General features: G+C 65.5%; 18 protein-coding genes, 1 tRNA gene and 1 pseudogene. 8 read left to right on the top strand and 12 right to left on the bottom strand.

Annotated features, from left to right (window positions below):
- Nucleotides 1-136, bottom strand: a pseudogene (locus BU28_RS25485) (IS110 family transposase); the annotation flags it as partial.
- Nucleotides 137-857: 721 nt separating this feature from the next.
- Here BU28_RS25485 and BU28_RS25480 point away from each other — a divergent pair.
- Complete coding sequence (locus tag BU28_RS25480) at nt 858-1,319, top strand: hypothetical protein (protein WP_143809723.1); 462 nt, start codon at nt 858-860, stop codon at nt 1,317-1,319.
- A 20-nt stretch (nt 1,320-1,339) separates the two neighbouring features.
- Here the strand turns inward: BU28_RS25480 and BU28_RS0112880 are convergent, their stop codons facing one another.
- The 3 genes from BU28_RS0112880 to BU28_RS0112875 all read right to left on the bottom strand — a co-directional run bounded on the left by BU28_RS0112880 (nt 1,340) and on the right by BU28_RS0112875 (nt 3,114).
- Nucleotides 1,340-2,686 (bottom strand): site-specific integrase, encoded by a 1,347-nt coding sequence (locus tag BU28_RS0112880; protein WP_028719846.1) that lies wholly within the window; start codon nt 2,684-2,686, stop codon nt 1,340-1,342.
- Nucleotides 2,687-2,710: 24 nt separating this feature from the next.
- On the bottom strand, nt 2,711-2,965 hold the full coding sequence (locus BU28_RS26800) for a DUF6538 domain-containing protein (protein WP_415839777.1): 255 nt from the start codon (nt 2,963-2,965) through the stop codon (nt 2,711-2,713).
- 65 nt (nt 2,966-3,030) lie between these two features.
- A tRNA-Tyr gene (locus tag BU28_RS0112875) sits at nt 3,031-3,114 on the bottom strand.
- Nucleotides 3,115-3,273: 159 nt separating this feature from the next.
- Here BU28_RS0112875 and rlmB point away from each other — a divergent pair.
- From rlmB to BU28_RS0112860, 3 genes are all read left to right on the top strand, one after another.
- Complete coding sequence (gene rlmB, locus BU28_RS0112870; protein WP_028719845.1) at nt 3,274-4,071, top strand: 23S rRNA (guanosine(2251)-2'-O)-methyltransferase RlmB; 798 nt, start codon at nt 3,274-3,276, stop codon at nt 4,069-4,071.
- An 86-nt stretch (nt 4,072-4,157) separates the two neighbouring features.
- Nucleotides 4,158-4,586 carry a YHS domain-containing (seleno)protein gene (locus BU28_RS22940; RefSeq protein ID WP_224767387.1) on the top strand — a complete coding sequence of 143 codons (429 nt, stop codon included), beginning with the start codon at nt 4,158-4,160 and terminating at the stop codon, nt 4,584-4,586.
- Nucleotides 4,587-4,771: 185 nt separating this feature from the next.
- Entirely contained in the window at nt 4,772-5,224 is a 453-nt protein-coding gene (locus BU28_RS0112860; RefSeq protein WP_028719844.1) for a CoA-binding protein, read from the top strand.
- A 14-nt stretch (nt 5,225-5,238) separates the two neighbouring features.
- Here the strand turns inward: BU28_RS0112860 and BU28_RS0112855 are convergent, their stop codons facing one another.
- The gene (locus BU28_RS0112855; protein ID WP_028719843.1) at nt 5,239-6,258 is read right to left on the bottom strand and encodes a ribose-phosphate pyrophosphokinase; all 1,020 of its coding nucleotides are present in this window, start codon (nt 6,256-6,258) and stop codon (nt 5,239-5,241) included.
- Nucleotides 6,259-6,343: 85 nt separating this feature from the next.
- On the opposite strand from BU28_RS0112855, the gene BU28_RS0112850 reads away from it, so the two are divergent.
- Together BU28_RS0112850 and BU28_RS0112845 are read left to right on the top strand one after the other, a co-directional pair.
- The gene (locus tag BU28_RS0112850; protein WP_028719842.1) at nt 6,344-6,943 is read left to right on the top strand and encodes a 2-hydroxychromene-2-carboxylate isomerase; all 600 of its coding nucleotides are present in this window, start codon (nt 6,344-6,346) and stop codon (nt 6,941-6,943) included.
- Entirely contained in the window at nt 6,940-7,710 is a 771-nt protein-coding gene (locus tag BU28_RS0112845; RefSeq protein ID WP_028719841.1) for an alpha/beta fold hydrolase, read from the top strand. Before BU28_RS0112850 ends, BU28_RS0112845 begins: the two co-directional genes overlap by 4 nt.
- Nucleotides 7,711-7,745: 35 nt before the next feature.
- On the opposite strand, the gene BU28_RS0112840 is transcribed toward BU28_RS0112845, so the two are convergent.
- From BU28_RS0112840 to BU28_RS22935, 7 genes are all read right to left on the bottom strand, one after another.
- Nucleotides 7,746-8,093: an H-type lectin domain-containing protein gene (locus BU28_RS0112840; RefSeq protein WP_028719840.1), complete on the bottom strand. Its 348-nt coding sequence runs from the start codon at nt 8,091-8,093 to the stop codon at nt 7,746-7,748.
- Between the two features lie 96 nt (nt 8,094-8,189).
- On the bottom strand, nt 8,190-8,636 hold the full coding sequence (locus tag BU28_RS0112835; RefSeq protein ID WP_028719839.1) for a F0F1 ATP synthase subunit epsilon: 447 nt from the start codon (nt 8,634-8,636) through the stop codon (nt 8,190-8,192).
- A 9-nt stretch (nt 8,637-8,645) separates the two neighbouring features.
- Entirely contained in the window at nt 8,646-10,070 is a 1,425-nt protein-coding gene (atpD, locus tag BU28_RS0112830) for a F0F1 ATP synthase subunit beta (RefSeq protein ID WP_028719838.1), read from the bottom strand.
- A 19-nt stretch (nt 10,071-10,089) separates the two neighbouring features.
- On the bottom strand, nt 10,090-10,965 hold the full coding sequence (locus BU28_RS0112825; protein WP_028719837.1) for a F0F1 ATP synthase subunit gamma: 876 nt from the start codon (nt 10,963-10,965) through the stop codon (nt 10,090-10,092).
- A 14-nt stretch (nt 10,966-10,979) separates the two neighbouring features.
- Nucleotides 10,980-12,515 (bottom strand): F0F1 ATP synthase subunit alpha, encoded by a 1,536-nt coding sequence (gene atpA, locus BU28_RS0112820; protein ID WP_028719836.1) that lies wholly within the window; start codon nt 12,513-12,515, stop codon nt 10,980-10,982.
- Complete coding sequence (locus BU28_RS0112815) at nt 12,515-13,075, bottom strand: F0F1 ATP synthase subunit delta (protein ID WP_189654915.1); 561 nt, start codon at nt 13,073-13,075, stop codon at nt 12,515-12,517. The genes atpA and BU28_RS0112815 overlap by 1 nt, the downstream gene beginning before the upstream one ends.
- 304 nt (nt 13,076-13,379) lie before the next feature.
- Nucleotides 13,380-14,177: a class I SAM-dependent methyltransferase gene (locus BU28_RS22935; protein WP_036762831.1), complete on the bottom strand. Its 798-nt coding sequence runs from the start codon at nt 14,175-14,177 to the stop codon at nt 13,380-13,382.
- Between the two features lie 51 nt (nt 14,178-14,228).
- Here BU28_RS22935 and gloB point away from each other — a divergent pair, with 51 nt between their 5' ends.
- Together gloB and clpA are read left to right on the top strand one after the other, a co-directional pair.
- Nucleotides 14,229-14,975 (top strand): hydroxyacylglutathione hydrolase, encoded by a 747-nt coding sequence (gene gloB, locus BU28_RS0112805; protein WP_028719834.1) that lies wholly within the window; start codon nt 14,229-14,231, stop codon nt 14,973-14,975.
- Between the two features lie 264 nt (nt 14,976-15,239).
- Nucleotides 15,240-17,561: an ATP-dependent Clp protease ATP-binding subunit ClpA gene (gene clpA, locus BU28_RS0112800; RefSeq protein ID WP_028719833.1), complete on the top strand. Its 2,322-nt coding sequence runs from the start codon at nt 15,240-15,242 to the stop codon at nt 17,559-17,561.
- Nucleotides 17,562-17,564: the final 3 nt, after the last annotated feature.

Raw genomic sequence — 17,564 nt, 5'->3', positions numbered from 1 at the left:
GTAGCTGGCTGAAGAACGCCAGCACCTGGTCCCGCCGAAGCTTCTTGCGCAGCACCGCTCGCCCAGAAGCGTCGGCCCCGTGAAGCTGAAACACATGCTTCGCAAGATCGAGCCCGATCGTGGTAATCTCCGACATGACCTCTCCCCTCTGTGGATCGTCCCAGACCCACCCTGGCACAGCGAAGCCGTCGGGGGGGCGGTCACATCATCAGAGCCCTGCATTGTTCAGACATGCAGCAGCCCAACAGCCGGTCGAACGGTTCTGCACTACGCACTGTCCCATGCAGCGCGGCAAGGCACTGTTTCCCAGAAGCTGCTCCGGGCCATCGTCCCACCCCGGCCCATAACGCGGGCCAACAGCAAGCCTGACCGCCAATGGTCCGAACAAGACTGGCAGGCATTCAGGCACGAACACCCCAAAGGCACCATTGAGAGGGTCGCCGCTGTCCTGATGGTCCATCTAGGAACAACCTGGCAAGAACTATGCCAGATGTCCGGCGACGAACTCATGGCGCGCATAGGGAACCAGCCGCATCCTGAACTGCAAGACGATATCGGCGGGCTGGATTTTTCAGCGGGTATGCAGTTCTGGGACACGCGGGAAGGCTGGCGTGTCCCGAACTCTCGCCTACATGATGCAATTTGGCGCGGGTCAATCAAATGCAGGATATGGTTCTTCCACCGCCGCGCACTGCGTCAGCTATTCTATCGCCGCGCGGCTGACTGCGGGCTGGCCCTGCTACAGCGCCCGCCTGCGGCGCCGGGGGCGCCCACAAGACAACTTAATAGTACCGCCCTACCCGACCGCACAAACGTCGCCCTACGGTCGGCACAGACTCTCCCAGAGGCATCTTGATATGAAGCAGCATTGGAATAGCAAACGCGGCACGGATCAGGTCGTAGCCGGCCTGTCTGAAACCAAGGCTGGGCTAGAAGGGCTGGGCCTTCCACTGACCGCTGACAGCCAGCCCGGAATGACAGGGGATGAAATCCAGCGGCTAGCAGCAGCGGCCTTCCCTGATCCGGCCCCCGGCGAGGATGCTGCCCCGAGCATCACGGCTGATCTGCTTCAAGCCCTTCTCGGTCTGCTGCGCGCATCTGCGCGTTCCGTGGTAGTTCCCCCCGCCCCACCGCCGCGCCGGCGCGTGAAGGCCACCTCCAAACAGATCGATGGTTCTCTACGGCTGATCCAGCAGTGCGGCCTGACACCAAGCGCGGTTGCCCTGCGCCCTGATGGCTCGACCGTGATCGAGATAAGCACGGCGGCACAACCGGACCCCCGCAAGCCAAAGGGCTGGAAGGTCACGGGGCGATCCTAACCGAATGCAGGCTGGCCTGCCTAAAACTCGAACTTGTCGATTGCCGCCTTGAGTTGCGCAGGCCGGAAGCCGTGGAAGTACGTGCTGAACGTGACGCCGTGCTGCTCATGCCCCAAGATAGCCTTTACCTGCGTGTCGGAAACATCAGCCCGTGCCAGCTTCGTCGCCATTGTGTGCCGCAGGCTGTGGAACACCAGCCCCGCATCCTGCATCCCCAGCGCAGGCAATAGGCTGTCGTTGAACCATCGTCCGGGATTGCGACCATAACCGTTCTGTGTGCTGTACGACAACGCAGGGAACAGGCGCGCGCTGCCTCTCTTGCGGCGATCCTCCACGAACGCGGGCAGTCCAGCGGCAACCAAGTGGTCATGCAGCGGGACAAGGCGACGGGACGCGCTGTTCTTGAGGCGCTTGTTCGGGCTTCCCTCATCGGTCACGCGAATGAACCACAACCCGTCATCACCTTGCTGCATATCATCAAGATCAAGCTGGGCTATCTCGTTCAACCGCATCCCTGTGAACATACCAATGAGACTGATCCACTTGTGATCCTGATTGCGCACCAGTCTATCGGGGTTCTTGGTGAGATGCTTGAATAGCAGCTTCAACTGATCGTCGGTGAATGCCTGCCTGCCATCGTCCCTAGCGCGCTTCGACAGCTTCACTCTTGTGCCGTCGAAGATGTTCTCGGAGGCGTGGCCGTGCGATACGGCCCAGGCAAAGAAAGTCTGTAAGGCGCTGATATACGCGTTAACGGTACGTGTGGCGATAGTTTCCACGCCGGGCAGGTCCAGCACGTCAGACAGCGGCTTGCCCTTGGTAGCGGCCATCTTGTTCCGGTTCTTGGGATAGCGCAGCAGTACGTCCTTCACCCGCCTGGCGTCGGCCTTGGTCATGGCGGCTATAGGCTTGCTGTGCGTGATCTCCCCCAACAAAGCTAGCGCCTCGCGCTTGCTGTCTGCTGTCTTTCCCCTGACTTGCCCTGTTCGCTGCAACTCCGTCAGATACTCCACCAGCACATCCTGATAGCTGGCATGGGTAGCGGGGGCATCGCCAGGAACAGCCGCAACGGCAGCACCAACCGGAAGTGCGGGGCTCAAATCGAACCGATCCAAGCTATCCAGAAACCCGGCAGCCTCCTGCCAGAACGCACCGACGCCATGCACCAGCGCCTCATTCAGCCCTTGCCGCACATTGGGATCGAGGCTGTCAGAATCAATCCCCCGATGCTCACAGAACGCCCGCACCTGCTGCGCAGCCTGATCTGCCCCGATCTGATCTGCATGAGCGGACCAGTTCTGGCCCAGCATGGCGCGGATGTTCCGCATCAGCACTTGGCGATCTTCGTCAGGCGGGCCGTTCTCCATCACACCAGCCTTGAACCGGGCTAACTACTCTTGGAAGTGCTGGGCCACCTGTCCCCTGATTTCATCATACCGCATGCAAGAAGCAGATGCAGATGCAAGCCGCGATTGTCCAGACAGCACCAGCAATCGAGATAGTCGCTGCGCCGTAGCCGGGCATCCGGTCCGTAGCGACAGGCGCACATGGCCGCGCTTCCGGTCGGGATGAAGACGGGCCGGGATCGGCCAGCGGAAGTAAAAGACCCCATGGCGGGATCGGCTCAAATAGGCGGCAAGGCGCATCCTGTGGCTCACTTATGTGGCGCACCAGAAGAAGCCAGCCGTCAAGCACTTGAGATCGGGGGGAATGGTGGGCGACCCTGGAATCGAACCAGGCATGGGTCTCCCCGGCGGAGTTACAGTCCGCTGCCGCACCTTGCAGCACGTCGCCCGCCGAACGCCTCGGCGTGCGGGGTGATTACCGGCAGCGCGCGGGGGCGTCAAGCGGGATGGTGCGAAAAATGCGCGCCCGGGGATGGGAGAGCGCCGGGGCAGCAATCTTGCATTCCGCCGCGATTTCTGCGCAACCCATCCCAAAGCAAAGGTGCGCCATGGCCGAGAAACCGCAAAAGTCCAAGAAGCCCGCCTGGGTCATCGACAAGGAACGCGCCCGGCGGGCGGCGGCGGCCGAAACGGTCTGGCTGTTCGGCCTGCATGCCGTCCGCGATGCCCTGGCAAACCCGGCGCGGGACAAGCTGCGGCTGGTCGTCACGCAGAACGCGCTGGACCGGCTCGGCCCCCTGCCCGAGGGGATCGAGCCCGAGATCTCGGATGCGCGGACCTTCGACAAGCTGGTGCCGCTGCCCCCCGAAAGCGTCCACCAGGGCGCCGCGCTTGAGGTGAAGCCGCTGAAATGGGGCGGGCTTGCCGACCTTGCGCTGGGGGGCGCGGGCAAGCCGCTGCTGGTCGCGCTGGACCGGGTCACGGACCCCCACAACGTCGGCGCGATCCTGCGCTCGGCCGAGGTCTTTGGCGCGCGCGCGGTCATTGCCCCGTCGCGCCATGCCGCGCCGGAAACCGGGGCTCTGGCCAAGACCGCCTCGGGCGCGCTGGAACGCCAGCCCTATCTGCGGGTCGGCAACCTGGCCGATACGCTGATCGAACTGCGCGACATGGGCTATGTCATCCTGGGCCTGGACGGCACCGGCACCGAAACCCTGCCCGAGGCGCTGGATGCCCTGCCCGGTCGGGCGCTGTGCCTGGTCCTGGGGGCCGAGGGGCCGGGCCTGCGCGAACGCACCCGCGAGACCTGTGACCGGATCGTGCGCATCCCCTTTGCGGCCGAGTTCGGCTCGCTCAACGTCTCGAACGCGGCGGCGGTCGCGCTGTACGCCGCTTCACGGGCCTGAGCGCCCGGATCACAACCCGATCATAAGATTGCCACCCCGGTTGAGAATCGGCGGGCGATTTGCCAGATCCGGCGACAGGAACCCGCTTGGCAGACCGACCCATGATCCGCACTACCGCCCTTGCCCTTGTGCTGACGTTTCCCGCCCTGGGGGCGCTTGCGCAGGACTGGGCGCTGGATGGAATCGACCCGGTGGCCTACGGCACCCAGGGGGCCGCAGTTCCGGGCCGGTCGGACATCGTGACATTGTGGCGCGGTAAGACCTGGCACTTCCTGTCCGAACAGAACCGCAATCTGTTCGAGGCCAACCCCCGCGCCTATGCGCCGGCGCTTGGCGGCCTGTGCGTCGTGGCCCTGTCCGAGGGCCGGTCCGAGCCGGGAAACCCGCGCTACTTTGCGGTGGTGGACCAAAAGACCTATCTTTTGCGATCCCGAAAGGCCAAGGAACGCTTTCTGGCCGATCCGCAGCATATCCTTGAACAGGCCAAGGCGGTCTGGGCGCGTCTGAAGCAATAACTCCTCACTTTATCGCGAGAGGGGTGGAACCTTTCGGCCACAGTGTGCATTTATTTCGTGAACATGGGCACGGAACGCTCGTGTTCAGATCACTGTCCCTCGTTCCGCGACTTGCGCCCGGCCAGACTTCTGGACCGGGCGCTTTTTATATGCCACTTTAGATTGAGATCTGGGGGAGGATCACAATGAATTTCGCCGTTCTCAAGGATATCGGCTCATCGCCGATGGACGACGACATTGCACGAATCGCCCGTGAAACAAGGTCCATCGCCATGGTGGGCCTGTCTCCGAACGAGTTGCGTCCCGCTTGGGGTGTGGCGCGTTACCTGAAATCGCAGGGCTTCCGGGTCATTCCGGTCAATCCCAGCCACGCGGAATCGCGGCTGCTGGAAGAAGAGGTCTATCCCGACCTCGCCTCGATCCCGGCCGAGGCGCGAATCGACATGGTGGACATCTTCCGCCGCTCGGACGCGGTGCCCGCCATCGTCGAGGAGGCGGTCGCCTGCCTGCCGCATCTGCGCACGATCTGGATGCAGCTTGGCATCCTGCACCCCGAGGCGGCCGAGCGCGGCCGCCGCCACGGTCTGACGGTGATCGAGGATCGCTGCCCCAAGATCGAGTTTCCGCGCTATCTCTGACGCGGAACACCCCCTTAGTAAGCGGTATAAAGCCCTTCGTAGATCGGGCCCAGCGTGTCCACCTCGAACAGCGAGCTGACCGAGGTGCCGTTCCAGATGTTCAGGATGGCTTGGGCAAACATCGGCGCGGTGGGCACGATGCGGATGTTGCTGGCGTTGCGGACCGGCTCGGTCGGCTCGATGGAATCGGTGATGACCAGCGTCTTCATGACCGATTTCTGCACCCGCTCGACCGCGGGGCCGGACAGAACGCCATGGGTGATATAGGCGTGGACCTCGGTCGCGCCGTGCTGGGTCAGGACCTCGGCCGCCTTGCAAAGCGTGCCGGCCGTGTCGCAGATGTCGTCGACGATGATGCAGGTCTTGCCGCTGACGTCGCCGATCACGGTCATTTCGGCAATCTCGCCAGGCTTCTCGCGGCGCTTGTCCACGATGGCCAGAGGGGCACCGATCCGCTGCGCGAGTTCCCGGGCGCGCGCCACGCCACCCACGTCGGGGGAAATCACCATCAGGTCCGACATCCGGTCGCGGAAATGATGCTGGATATCCAGCGCAAAGACCGGCGCGGCATAAAGGTTGTCCACCGGGATGTCGAAGAACCCCTGGATCTGCGCCGCGTGCAGGTCCAGCGTCAGCACCCGGTCCACGCCCGCCTCGGTCAGCAGGTTCGCGACCAGCTTGGCGCTGATCGGCGTGCGGGCCTTGGCGCGACGGTCCTGCCGCGCATAGCCGAAATAGGGAATGACCGCCGTAATGCGCGACGCCGAGGACCGGCGCAGCGCATCGGTCATGATCAGCAGCTCCATCAGGTTGTCGTTCGCCGGGTTCGAGGTGGACTGGATGATGAACATGTCCTCGCCCCGGACGTTCTCATAGACCTCGACGAAGATTTCCTGGTCGTTGAACCGCTCGACCCGTGCCTCGATGGGGGCCACGTTCATGCCGCGGTGCATGGACATCCGGCGGGCGATGGCGTTGGCCAGGGGCCGGTTGGCGTTGCCCGCGATCAGCTTGGGTTCGGTCATGGCCGGCATGGCTGGCTCCGTATAAGGCTGGATTCGTGTGATTGCGCCTCGCTTATCAGCAAGCTAGCCTGCCCGCAAACCCCGGAGGCCCCGCATGGCGCATATCGACTATTACCTGGGCACATTCAGCCCCTACTGCTATCTGGCCGGCGACCAGCTGGAACAGATCGCCCAGCGGCATGGCGCGACGATCACCTACAAGCCGCTGGACCTGTGGCAGTTGTTCGACCGCACCGGCGGCACGCGCCCGGCGGCGCGCCACCAGAACCGCCTGGACTATCGCGCTCAGGACCTGCCGCGCCTGGCCGAGCACCTGGGCCTGCCCTTCAACCTGAAGCCGGCCTTCATGCCGGTGAACGGCGCGCCGTCGTCCTATGCGGTGATCGCGGCGCAGAAGGCGGGGGGCGGCGATCTGGGCGGGCTGGTTCGCAGCTTCCTGCGCGCGGTCTGGGCCGAGGATCAGGACATCGCCGATGACGCCGTGATCCGCGCCAAGCTCAAGGACGCGGGGTTCGACCCCGAGCTTGCCAATTCCGGCCTGTTCGTGGGCGCCCAGGTCTATGAGCGCAACCTGGAGGACGCCATCGAGGCCGGGGCCTTCGGCGCCCCCTTCTACATCGTGCGCGAGACGGACCAGCGGTTTTGGGGCCAGGATCGGCTGGCGTTTCTGGACAGGCACCTGGCGCGCCTATGACCGGGCTGCACCTGCGGACATGGCCGGGCACGCAGGACCGCCCGGCGCTGGCGCTGCATTGCATGATGGGCAACGCGAGCTACTGGGGCCCGATCGCCGCAGGGCTGGCGGATCTGGTGCAGGTGACGGCCCCGGACCTGCCCGGCCACGGCCAGAGCCCCGACTGGCCCGGCGAGCCGCCGGATTTCCACACCCATGTCACCCGGCAGGTGGCGCCCCTGATCACCCGCCCGCTGGACCTGATCGGCCACAGCCTGGGCGCCACGGTCGCCCTGCGCATCGCGGTCGGTGCGCCCGAGGCCGTGCGCAGCCTGACCCTGATCGAGCCCGTGCTGTTCGCCGCCGCGCCCGAGGCCGGGAACGACGGCCTGCTGGAGGATATCCACGCCCTGGCCGAGGCCGGCCGGCCCGAACACGCAGCCCGCCGTTTCCTGGAGGTCTGGGGCGGCATCGACTGGGACCAGCAGACCCCCGCCGGCCGTGCCCGGCTGACCCGGCAGATCGGCATGGTCATCGCCGGCAACGACGCCCTGGCGCATGACAGTGCCAATATCCTGCGCGACGGCGGGCTGGAATCGGTCGATGCGCCGGTGCTGATCGTCATGGGGGGCGATTCGCCCCCGGTCATTCCCGCGATCGCGGATGCTCTGGCCGCGCGCCTGCCGGATGTCGGGCGGGCGACGGTGCCGGGAGCCGCGCATATGCTGCCGATCACCCATCCGGGCCCCGCCACCGACCTGATCCGCCTGAACCTGGAACGCAGTTGAACCCGGTGGGGCCGGGCCCCTCCGGTCCCTCGGCGTCAGTCCACGTCGAAATCCGTGACGTGGCGGACCGCTCCGATAGCCATCCAGCCGACCCGGACACGGGCCACGCGGGTATCGCCCCAGGTGCGGAACTCGACCACGAAGCCTTCGGCGTCGATGTCGATGGCCTGAACATCGGCGCGCTGGTTGCCACCGACCGAGATGTCCCACATCGTCAGCGAGACATGGACCACGGGCGGCCGCACGAAGGCTTCGTCAAATCGGATGTGGCGCCGCTCGGTGCGGGGTCCCTGCCCCGTCCAAAGCGGGCCGTCTGTTTCAAATCCCGAAAAATGGACAATGCCGTTCGCAACGCCGACGGCAAAATGATCGAAACGGTGCAAACGCCTGCCTCCTTTCCCCGATAATGAAGCGGAATATGCATGTGATAAAGCCCCGGACTGGCCGGGGCTTCATGTTTTTGCCTCGAATTTAAGACGTTAGTGCGGGAAGTTCGCCTGGTTGGGGTCCAGTCCGATATGGGTGCCCAAGGCCTCCATGTCGGCCAGCAGCTTGACGGCTGCGGTGACGATATCTTCGCCCGTCGAGGAACGCTCCTGCGCCTGCTTCACGCGGCGATGCGCCTGGGCCATCATCTCGTTGAAGACCTCTTGCGTCATCTCGGCGCGCGGGTGGCCGCGTTCGGCCAGCAGGCTGACGGAATCGTTGTTGATCTCGGCAAAGCCGCCGGTCACCGCGAATTCCGTCGAGGTCCCGTCCGCGGCGACCACGGTGACCAGGCCGGGGCGCAGGTTCACGATGGCCGGCGCGTGGCCGGGCATCGCGGTCAGGTCGCCCTCGGCGCCGGGCAGGCGCACCTCGCGCACCGGGACGGACACCAGGTTCCGTTCCGGCGACACCAGGTCGAACTGCATCGTGTCGGCCATGTCGCCCCCTTACGCCGCGTCAGCGGCGAGGCGCTGCGCCTTGGCTTTCACGTCCTCGATGCCGCCGACCATGTAGAAGGCCGCTTCCGGCAGGTGGTCGTATTCGCCGTTCACGACCGCCTTGAACGACCGGATCGTGTCTTCCAGCGGGACCTGCACGCCGTCCGAGCCGGTGAAGACCTTGGCCACGTCGAAGGGCTGCGACAGGAAGCGCTGGATCTTGCGGGCGCGGGCCACGGTCAGCTTGTCCTCTTCGGACAGTTCGTCCATGCCGAGGATGGCGATGATGTCCTGCAGCGACTTGTATTTCTGCAGGATGCCCTGCACCGCGCGGGCGGTATTGTAGTGGTCCTCGCCCACGACGGCCGGGTCGAGGATCCGCGAGTTCGAGTCGAGCGGGTCCACCGCCGGATAGATTCCGAGCTCCGAGATCGCGCGCGACAGCACCGTCGTGGCGTCGAGGTGGGCGAAGGTCGTCGCCGGCGCCGGGTCGGTCAGGTCGTCGGCCGGAACGTAGACGGCCTGGATCGAGGTGATCGAGCCGTTCTTGGTCGAGGTGATGCGTTCCTGCATTGCGCCCATGTCGGTCGCCAGCGTCGGCTGGTAGCCCACGGCGGACGGAATGCGGCCCAGCAGCGCGGACACTTCCGAACCCGCCTGCGTGAAGCGGAAGATGTTGTCGACGAAGAACAGAACGTCGGTGCCAGTCGAATCGCGGAACTGCTCGGCCAGGGTCAGGCCGGTCAGCGCGACGCGCATCCGCGCCCCCGGAGGCTCGTTCATCTGGCCATAGACCAGCGCCACTTGCGATTCCGACAGGTTGTCGGGCTTGATGACGCCCGATTCCACCATCTCGTGGTAAAGGTCGTTGCCTTCACGGGTGCGTTCGCCCACGCCCGCGAACACCGAATAGCCCGAGTGCACCTTGGCGATGTTGTTGATCAGTTCCATGATCAGAACCGTCTTGCCGACGCCCGCGCCGCCGAACAGGCCGATCTTGCCGCCCTTCGAATAAGGGGCCAGCAGGTCGATGACCTTGATGCCGGTGACGAGGATTTCCGACGAGGTCGCCTGCTGGGCGAAGTCCGGCGCCGGCTGGTGGATTGCCCGCTTGTCCGAGGCAGCCAGCGGCGCGCCTTCGTCCACGGGTTCGCCCACCACGTTCAGGATGCGGCCCAGCGTCACGTCGCCCACCGGAACGGTGATCGGCGCGCCGGTGTCGGTCACGGGCAGGCCGCGGACCAGACCTTCGGTCGCGTCCATCGCGATGGTGCGGACGGTGTTCTCGCCCAGGTGCTGGGCAACTTCCAGCACCAGGCGCTTGCCGTTGTTCTCGGTCTCCAGAGCGTTCAGAATCGCAGGAAGATGGCCGTCGAACTGCACGTCCACGACGGCGCCGATCACCTGCGTGATTTTTCCTTTGGCCTCTGCCATGTGTTTAACCCCTACGGTGTCAGAGCGCCTCTGCGCCCGAGATGATTTCAATCAGTTCCTTGGTGATCGCGGCCTGACGCGAGCGGTTGTACTCGGTCGTCAGCCTGTCGATCATGTCGCCGGCGTTGCGCGTCGCGTTGTCCATGGCGGTCATCCGCGCGCCCTGCTCGGAGGCCGCGTTTTCCAGAAGCGCCGCAAAGACCTGGGTCGCCACGGAACGCGGCAGAAGGTCGTTCAGGATCGCGCCCTCGTCCGGCTCATAGTCGTAAAGCGCCGAGGCACCCGGCTCGGCGGCTTCCTCGACCACGGCGGGGATGATCTGCCGGGCGGTCGGAACCTGGCTGATGACGGATTCGAAACGGTTGTAGAACAGCGTCGCCACGTCGAAGCCGCCCGCGTCGAACCGATCCAGGATCTCGTCCGCGATCTCACGGGCGTTGTCATAGCCGATGCGCTTGACCTCGCTCATGTCGACGTGATGGACGAACAGGTCGCCATATTCGCGCTTGAGCTGTTCGCGGCCCTTCTTGCCGACGGTCAGCAGTTCGACCTGTTTGCCCTGGGCGCGCAGTTCGATCAGCCGCTGACGCGCCAGCTTGACGATGGACGAGTTGAACCCGCCTGCGAGGCCGCGTTCGGATGTCATCACCACCAGCAGGTGGCGCCGATCCTCGCCCGTGCCGGCCAGCAGGCGTGGCGCCCCGTCCGAGCCGGCCGCCGCAGCGGTCAGCCCGGCCACGACGGCGGCCATGCGGTCGGCATAGGGACGCGCAGCCTCGGCCGCTTCCTGCGCGCGGCGCAGTTTCGCGGCGGCGACCATCTGCATCGCCTTGGTGATCTTGCGCGTGTTCTTGACGCTGCCGATCCGGTTTTTCAGATCCTTGAGGCTGGGCATCTAAAGCTCCCCTCTCAGGCGTAGGTCTTGGCGTAACCGCTCAGCGCAGCCTTGATCGCATCTTCCAGTTCGCCCGCGATCTTGCGGTCGTTCCGGGTCATGTCGTCAAGCAGGTCGGCCTTCTGGTTGCGCAGATACTGGATCAGACCCTGTTCCCACTTGGTCACGTCCGCGACCGGGATGTTGTCCAGATACCCCTTGGTGCCGGCATAGATGACGATGACGATCTCGGCGTTGGTCAGCGGCGAATACTGCGGCTGCTTCATCAGCTCGGTCAGGCGCGCGCCGCGGTTCAGCAGCTTCTGCGTCGCCGCGTCGAGGTCAGACCCGAACTGGGCAAAGGCCGCCATCTCGCGGTACTGGGCCAGTTCCAGCTTGACCGGGCCGGCGACCGATTTCATCGCCTTGGTCTGGGCGGCCGAGCCGACGCGCGACACCGACAGGCCGGTGTTCACGGCCGGACGGATGCCCTGGAAGAACAGTTCCGTTTCCAGGAAGATCTGGCCGTCGGTGATCGAGATCACGTTGGTCGGAATATAGGCCGACACGTCGCCCGCCTGCGTCTCGATGATCGGCAGCGCGGTCAGCGAACCGGCGCCATTGGCCTCGTTCAGCTTGGCCGAACGCTCCAGCAGGCGCGAGTGCAGATAGAACACGTCGCCCGGATAGGCTTCGCGCCCCGGCGGACGGCGCAGCAGCAGCGACATCTGGCGGTAAGCCACGGCCTGCTTGGACAGGTCGTCATAGATGATGAGCGCGTCCATGCCGTTGTCGCGGAAATATTCGCCCATGGCGGTCGCCGAATAGGGCGCCAGATACTGCATCGGCGCCGGGTCCGAGGCGGTCGCGGCCACGACGGTGGTGTAGGCCATGGCGCCGGTCTCTTCCAGCTTCTTGACCAGCTGGGCGACGGTCGAGCGCTTCTGGCCGACGGCGACATAGATGCAGTGCAGGGTCTTCATGCCATCGGCCTCGCGGCCGTTGTAGTTCTGCTGGTTCAGGATGGTGTCCAGCGCGATGGCGGTCTTGCCGGTCTGGCGGTCGCCGATGATCAGCTCCCGCTGGCCGCGGCCGACGGGGATCATCGCGTCCACCGACTTCAGGCCGGTCGCCATCGGCTCGTGCACCGATTTGCGCGGCATGATGCCGGGGGCCTTGACGTCGGCAATGGCCATGATCGGGTCGGCGATCGGGCCCTTGCCGTCGATCGGGTTGCCAAGCGCGTCGACGACGCGGCCCAGCAGACCCTTGCCGGTCGGGACTTCCACGATGGCGCCGGTGCGCTTGACGGTATCGCCTTCCTTGATCGAGCGGTCGTCGCCGAAGATCACGACGCCGACGTTGTCGGTTTCAAGGTTCAGCACCATGCCGCGGATGCCGCCCGGGAATTCGACCATCTCGCCAGCCTGAACCTTGTCCAGGCCGTAGACGCGGGCGATGCCGTCACCGACGGACAGCACCTGCCCGACCTCGGCCACCTCGGCGTCCTGACCGAAATTCTTGATCTGATCCTTGAGGATGGCCGAGATTTCGGCTGCCTGGATTCCCATTATCCGACCTCTTTCATAGCATTCTGGAGGGAGGCGAGCTTGGAGCGGATCGAGCTGTCGATCATCTGCGAGCCCAGTTTGACGATCATGCCGCCGATGAGGCTTTCATCGACGCGCGCGTTCAGTTTGACGTTCTTGCCGGTCTTGGCGTGCAGCGTGCCGACTAGGCGGTTCTTCTGATCCTCGGTCAGTTCCTGGGCGCTGACCACGTCGGCGGTCACCTCGCCCCTGGCATCGGCGATCAGGCCGCGCAGCTTGGCGATGAACTGGGGCAGCGTGAACAGGCGCCGGTTGCGGGCCAGCAGGCGCAGTGTGTTCGCCAGTTCGGGCGAAAAGCCGGCGCGCGCCGCCAGGGCGGCGATCGCGGCCTCTTGCTGGTCCCGATTGTACAGCGGCGAGACGGTCAGGTCGCGCAGATCCGCACTGTCGTCATAGGCCCGGGCCAGTTCGTCGATTTGCACGGACAGGGCATCGATGCCGCCCGAATCCTTCACCAGATCGAAAAGGGCCTGTGCATAACGCCCGGCGATATCAGCGGAAATCGAAGCGGAATTGGCCACGGTCATCCTTCCGGTTTGCGCAAGCTCCGCAGGCGGGCCGTCCCTTTGGGGAACGGTCTGTCGCGGAGCGCGGGTCAAGGGGGTCCGGCCGTGCCGGGCTGGACGCCCCGAAATCTGGCGTGTCTCTAGCAGCAGATTTCCCCTGCCGCAACCGCATTGAACACGGAAATGCGAGGGTTTGCGCCCTTGGTATCAGCGCCGCGGCGGCGAATGGCCGCCGGTTGCGCTAACGCCGGACGGTACACGCGGCGGGCTGGTCCCCTGGCCGGTTGCACGGCCGGCGGGAAGGGGACAGATTCGCGTCTTACCGGCCATTCCGGTGCAGGCGCCCCGCGTGGCGTGCGGTCTTGCCGCTGCCGGCGGGCTTGGGCCGGGCGATGCCTTCCAGCACGTCGAGCGGGCTGGGCACGCTGACCCGGCCGACCCGCCCCACCGGCGCCTGGACCTGCTTGCTGAATTCGGTCATCACGACCCCGGCGACCAACACCTGGCTGATGCGCAAGCCGGCGCGTTCCCACATATGCGCGCTGCGCAGCCAGAAGCGCCGGTCCGAGGGCGGGATGTAAAGCGCCGCCCCGGTCCGTTCGGTGACGAAGCCCGCGTCCCGCGCCTGCGCCTCGAGTTGGCCCGCCGTATAGCTGCGGCCAAAGCCGAAGGGCGTCTTTTCCGACCGCGCCCAGAGCCCCGCGCGGTTCGGCGCCATGACCAGCATGCGCCCGCCCGGCCCCAGCACGCGCCAGGCCTCGGACAGCACCGCATGGGGATGGTCGGCGGTTTCCAGCGCGTGCAGCAGGACCAGACGGTCGACGCTGCCCGTGTCCAGCGGCCAGGCGGTCTCCTCGGCCAGGACCGAGCAGTTGGGCAGGCCGGCGGGCCAGGCCATGACGCCCTGCGGGCCGGGCATCAGGCTGGTCACGCGACGCGCGCGCGCCAGCCAAGGCCGCAGCAGGGGCGCGGCAAAGCCATAGCCCACGACGCTCATCCCGCCGCATTGATCGGGCGGCCAAAGCTGGGCCAGCCGGTCGCGCAGCACGCGCTGAACCACCCGGCCCAGCGCCCGGGTGTAATAGAACTTTCGCAGTTCGATCACGTCGTGATGCATTGCGCCCCTCGTCCGACCGCGCCAGACTGGGGCAAAGCAGGGGAATTGCCAATGCCGCTGGAATGGATCGCCGTACGCTGCCTGACGGACAACTACGCCTGGCTGGTGCATGGCAACGGCCAGACCGCGCTGATCGACGCGCCCGAGGCCGCGCCCATCCTGGCCGAGCTTGCGTCCCGGGGTTGGGGGCTGGACCTGATCGCCCTGACGCACCACCACGCCGACCACATCCAGGCGGTGTCTGATCTGGTGGCGGCGACCGGGGCGCGGGTGATGGGCAATGCCGATGACGCGGCCCGGCTGCCGCCGCTCGACCTGCCCGTTCGCACGGGCGAGACCATCACCATCTGCGGTGAGCCGGCCGAGGTTATCGACGTCTCCGGCCATACGGTCGGGCATGTCGCCTTTCACCTGCCCGGCTCGGCCCTGGCCTTTACCGCCGACAGCCTGATGGCGCTCGGCTGCGGCCGCCTGTTCGAGGGCAGCGCCCAGATGATGTGGGACAGCCTGTCGCGGCTGAACGCTCTGCCCGGCCAAACGCTGGTCTGTTCGGGCCATGACTACTGCCGGGGCAACGGCGCATTCGCCCTGTCCGTCGATCCGGGGAATGAGGCTTTGCGGCAACGCCTGGACGACACCGCGGCGGGCCGCCGGCCCTGCGCCCCGGCCACGCTGGAGGATGAGCGCGCGACCAATCCCTTCCTGCGCGTTGCGGCCCTGAGGGGGTCGCTGGGGCTGCCGGACGCACCGGATGTCGATGTTTTCGCACGGCTTCGCACCATGAAGGACGCGTTCTGAGGCCTTCGTGCAACGCAGCAAGCCGCCAGGCGACCCCAGCCGCCCGAAATCCGCATCTGGCGGGTGCAAAGTGTCGCTGCTTGAAATTGGGGCATCGGATCATCACATCTTCCTCAGCCGCCGGAAATTCGGCAAGGGCGGATGCAGATACCGCTTGAATTGCGCGAAAATCCACCAATTCTTAACTGTATCGTGACAGTCTGGTCAGGTGGACCGCTAAATCTTGGCGGCCCATACCGCCAGCCGACTGACAGGAGCTGAAACGTGCCGTCCTTTTCGAACACGCTGGAACAGGCCATCCATGCTGCGCTTGCGCTGGCCAATGATCACCGCCACGAGCTGGCCACGCTCGAGCATCTCTTGCTCGCGCTGACGGATGAGCCCGATGCCGTCAAGGTCATGCGGGCGTGCAACGTCGATCTGGACGAATTGCGTCGGATGCTCGTGGAATTCATCGAAGACGATCTTTCGACGCTGATCACCGATGTCGAAGGCTCGGAAGCCGTGCCGACCGCCGCCTTCCAGCGGGTGATCCAGCGCGCGGCGATCCATGTGCAATCCTCGGGCCGGACCGAGGTGACGGGGGCGAACGTCCTGGTCGCGATCTTTGCCGAGCGCGAATCGAACGCCGCCTTCTTCCTGCAGGAACTGGACATGACGCGGTACGATGCGGTGAATTTCATCGCGCATGGCGTGGCCAAGAATCCGTCCTTTTCCGAAAGCCGGCCGGTTCAGGGCGCCGACCAGCCGGGCGAACAGGCGCAGGCCGAACAGCCGGCCGCCAAGGATGAATCCGCCCTGGCGAAATATTGCGTCAATCTGAACAAGAAGGCCTCGAAGGGCGACGTCGACCCGCTGATCGGCCGCGCCGACGAAGTCGAGCGCTGCATCCAGGTCCTGTGCCGCCGGCGCAAGAACAACCCCCTGCTGGTGGGCGACCCGGGCGTCGGCAAGACCGCCATCGCCGAGGGGCTCGCGCTCAAGATCACGCGGGGCGAAACCCCGGACGTGCTGGCCGGTTCGACCATCTTCTCGCTCGACATGGGCGCGCTGCTGGCCGGCACCCGCTATCGCGGCGATTTCGAGGAGCGGCTGAAGGCCGTCGTCAAGGAGCTTGAAGAGCATCCTGACGCGATCCTGTTCATCGACGAGATCCATACCGTGATCGGCGCCGGCGCGACCTCGGGCGGGGCGATGGACGCTTCGAACCTGCTCAAGCCCGCGCTTTCGGGCGGCAAGCTGCGCTGCATGGGCTCGACCACCTACAAGGAGTTCCGCCAGCATTTCGAAAAGGACCGCGCGCTTTCCCGTCGCTTCCAGAAGATCGACGTGAACGAGCCGAACGTGCCGGATGCCATCAAGATCCTGATGGGGCTGAAGCCCAGCTTCGAAAAGCACCACGACCTCCGCTATACCAACGATGCGATCAAGTCGGCGGTGGAACTGGCCTCGCGCTACATCAACGATCGCAAGCTGCCCGACAGCGCCATCGACGTGATCGACGAGGCGGGGGCGGCCCAGCACCTGGTTTCGGAAAGCAAGCGCCGCAAGACCATCGGCCCGAAAGAGATCGAGGCGGTGGTCGCCAAGATCGCCCGCATTCCCCCCAAGAACGTCTCCAAGGACGATGCGGCGGTGCTGAAGGACCTGGACGCGACGCTGAAGCGCCTGGTCTTTGGCCAGGACGCGGCGATCGACGCCTTGTCCTCGGCGATCAAGCTGGCCCGCGCCGGCCTGCGCGAGCCTGAAAAGCCCATCGGCAACTATCTGTTCGCCGGCCCCACCGGCGTCGGCAAGACCGAGGTGGCCAAGCAGCTTGCCAGCACGCTGGGCGTGGAACTGCTGCGCTTCGACATGTCTGAGTACATGGAGAAACATGCGGTTTCCCGGCTGATCGGCGCGCCTCCGGGCTATGTCGGCTTCGACCAGGGCGGGCTGTTGACCGATGGCGTCGACCAGCATCCGCATTGCGTGCTGCTGCTGGACGAGATCGAGAAGGCGCATCCGGACGTGTTCAACATCCTGTTGCAGGTGATGGACCACGGCAAGCTGACCGACCACAACGGCCGGCAGGTGGATTTCCGCAACGTGATCCTGATCATGACCTCGAACGCGGGTGCCTCGGACATGCAGAAGGCCGCGATCGGCTTTGGCCGCGACAAGCGCGAGGGCGAGGATACCGCCGCCATCGAGCGCACCTTCACGCCCGAATTCCGCAACCGGCTGGACGCGATCATCAGCTTCGCCCCGCTGTCGCGCGATATCATCGTCCAGGTGGTCGAGAAATTCGTGCTGCAACTCGAGGCACAACTGATCGACCGTGGCGTCCATATCGAACTGACCTCGGAAGCGGCCAACTGGCTGGCGGAAAAAGGCTATGACGACAAGATGGGCGCCCGCCCCCTGGGCCGCGTGATCCAAGAGACGATCAAGAAGCCCCTGGCCGAGGAACTGCTGTTCGGCCGCCTGACCAAGGGCGGCGTGGTCCGGGTGCGGATCGAGGACGACAAGCCGGTGTTCGACATCACCGGCCCGGACGCCCCGCGCCTCAGCAAGTCAAAGCCACCGCTGCTGACGGCGGACTGATCG

Source organism: Paracoccus yeei ATCC BAA-599, from assembly GCF_000622145.1.
Taxonomy (GTDB): Bacteria; Pseudomonadota; Alphaproteobacteria; order Rhodobacterales; family Rhodobacteraceae; genus Paracoccus; species Paracoccus yeei.
The sequence above is the reverse complement of the archived record's forward strand: the minus strand, read 5'-3'. Positions and strand labels throughout refer to the sequence as shown.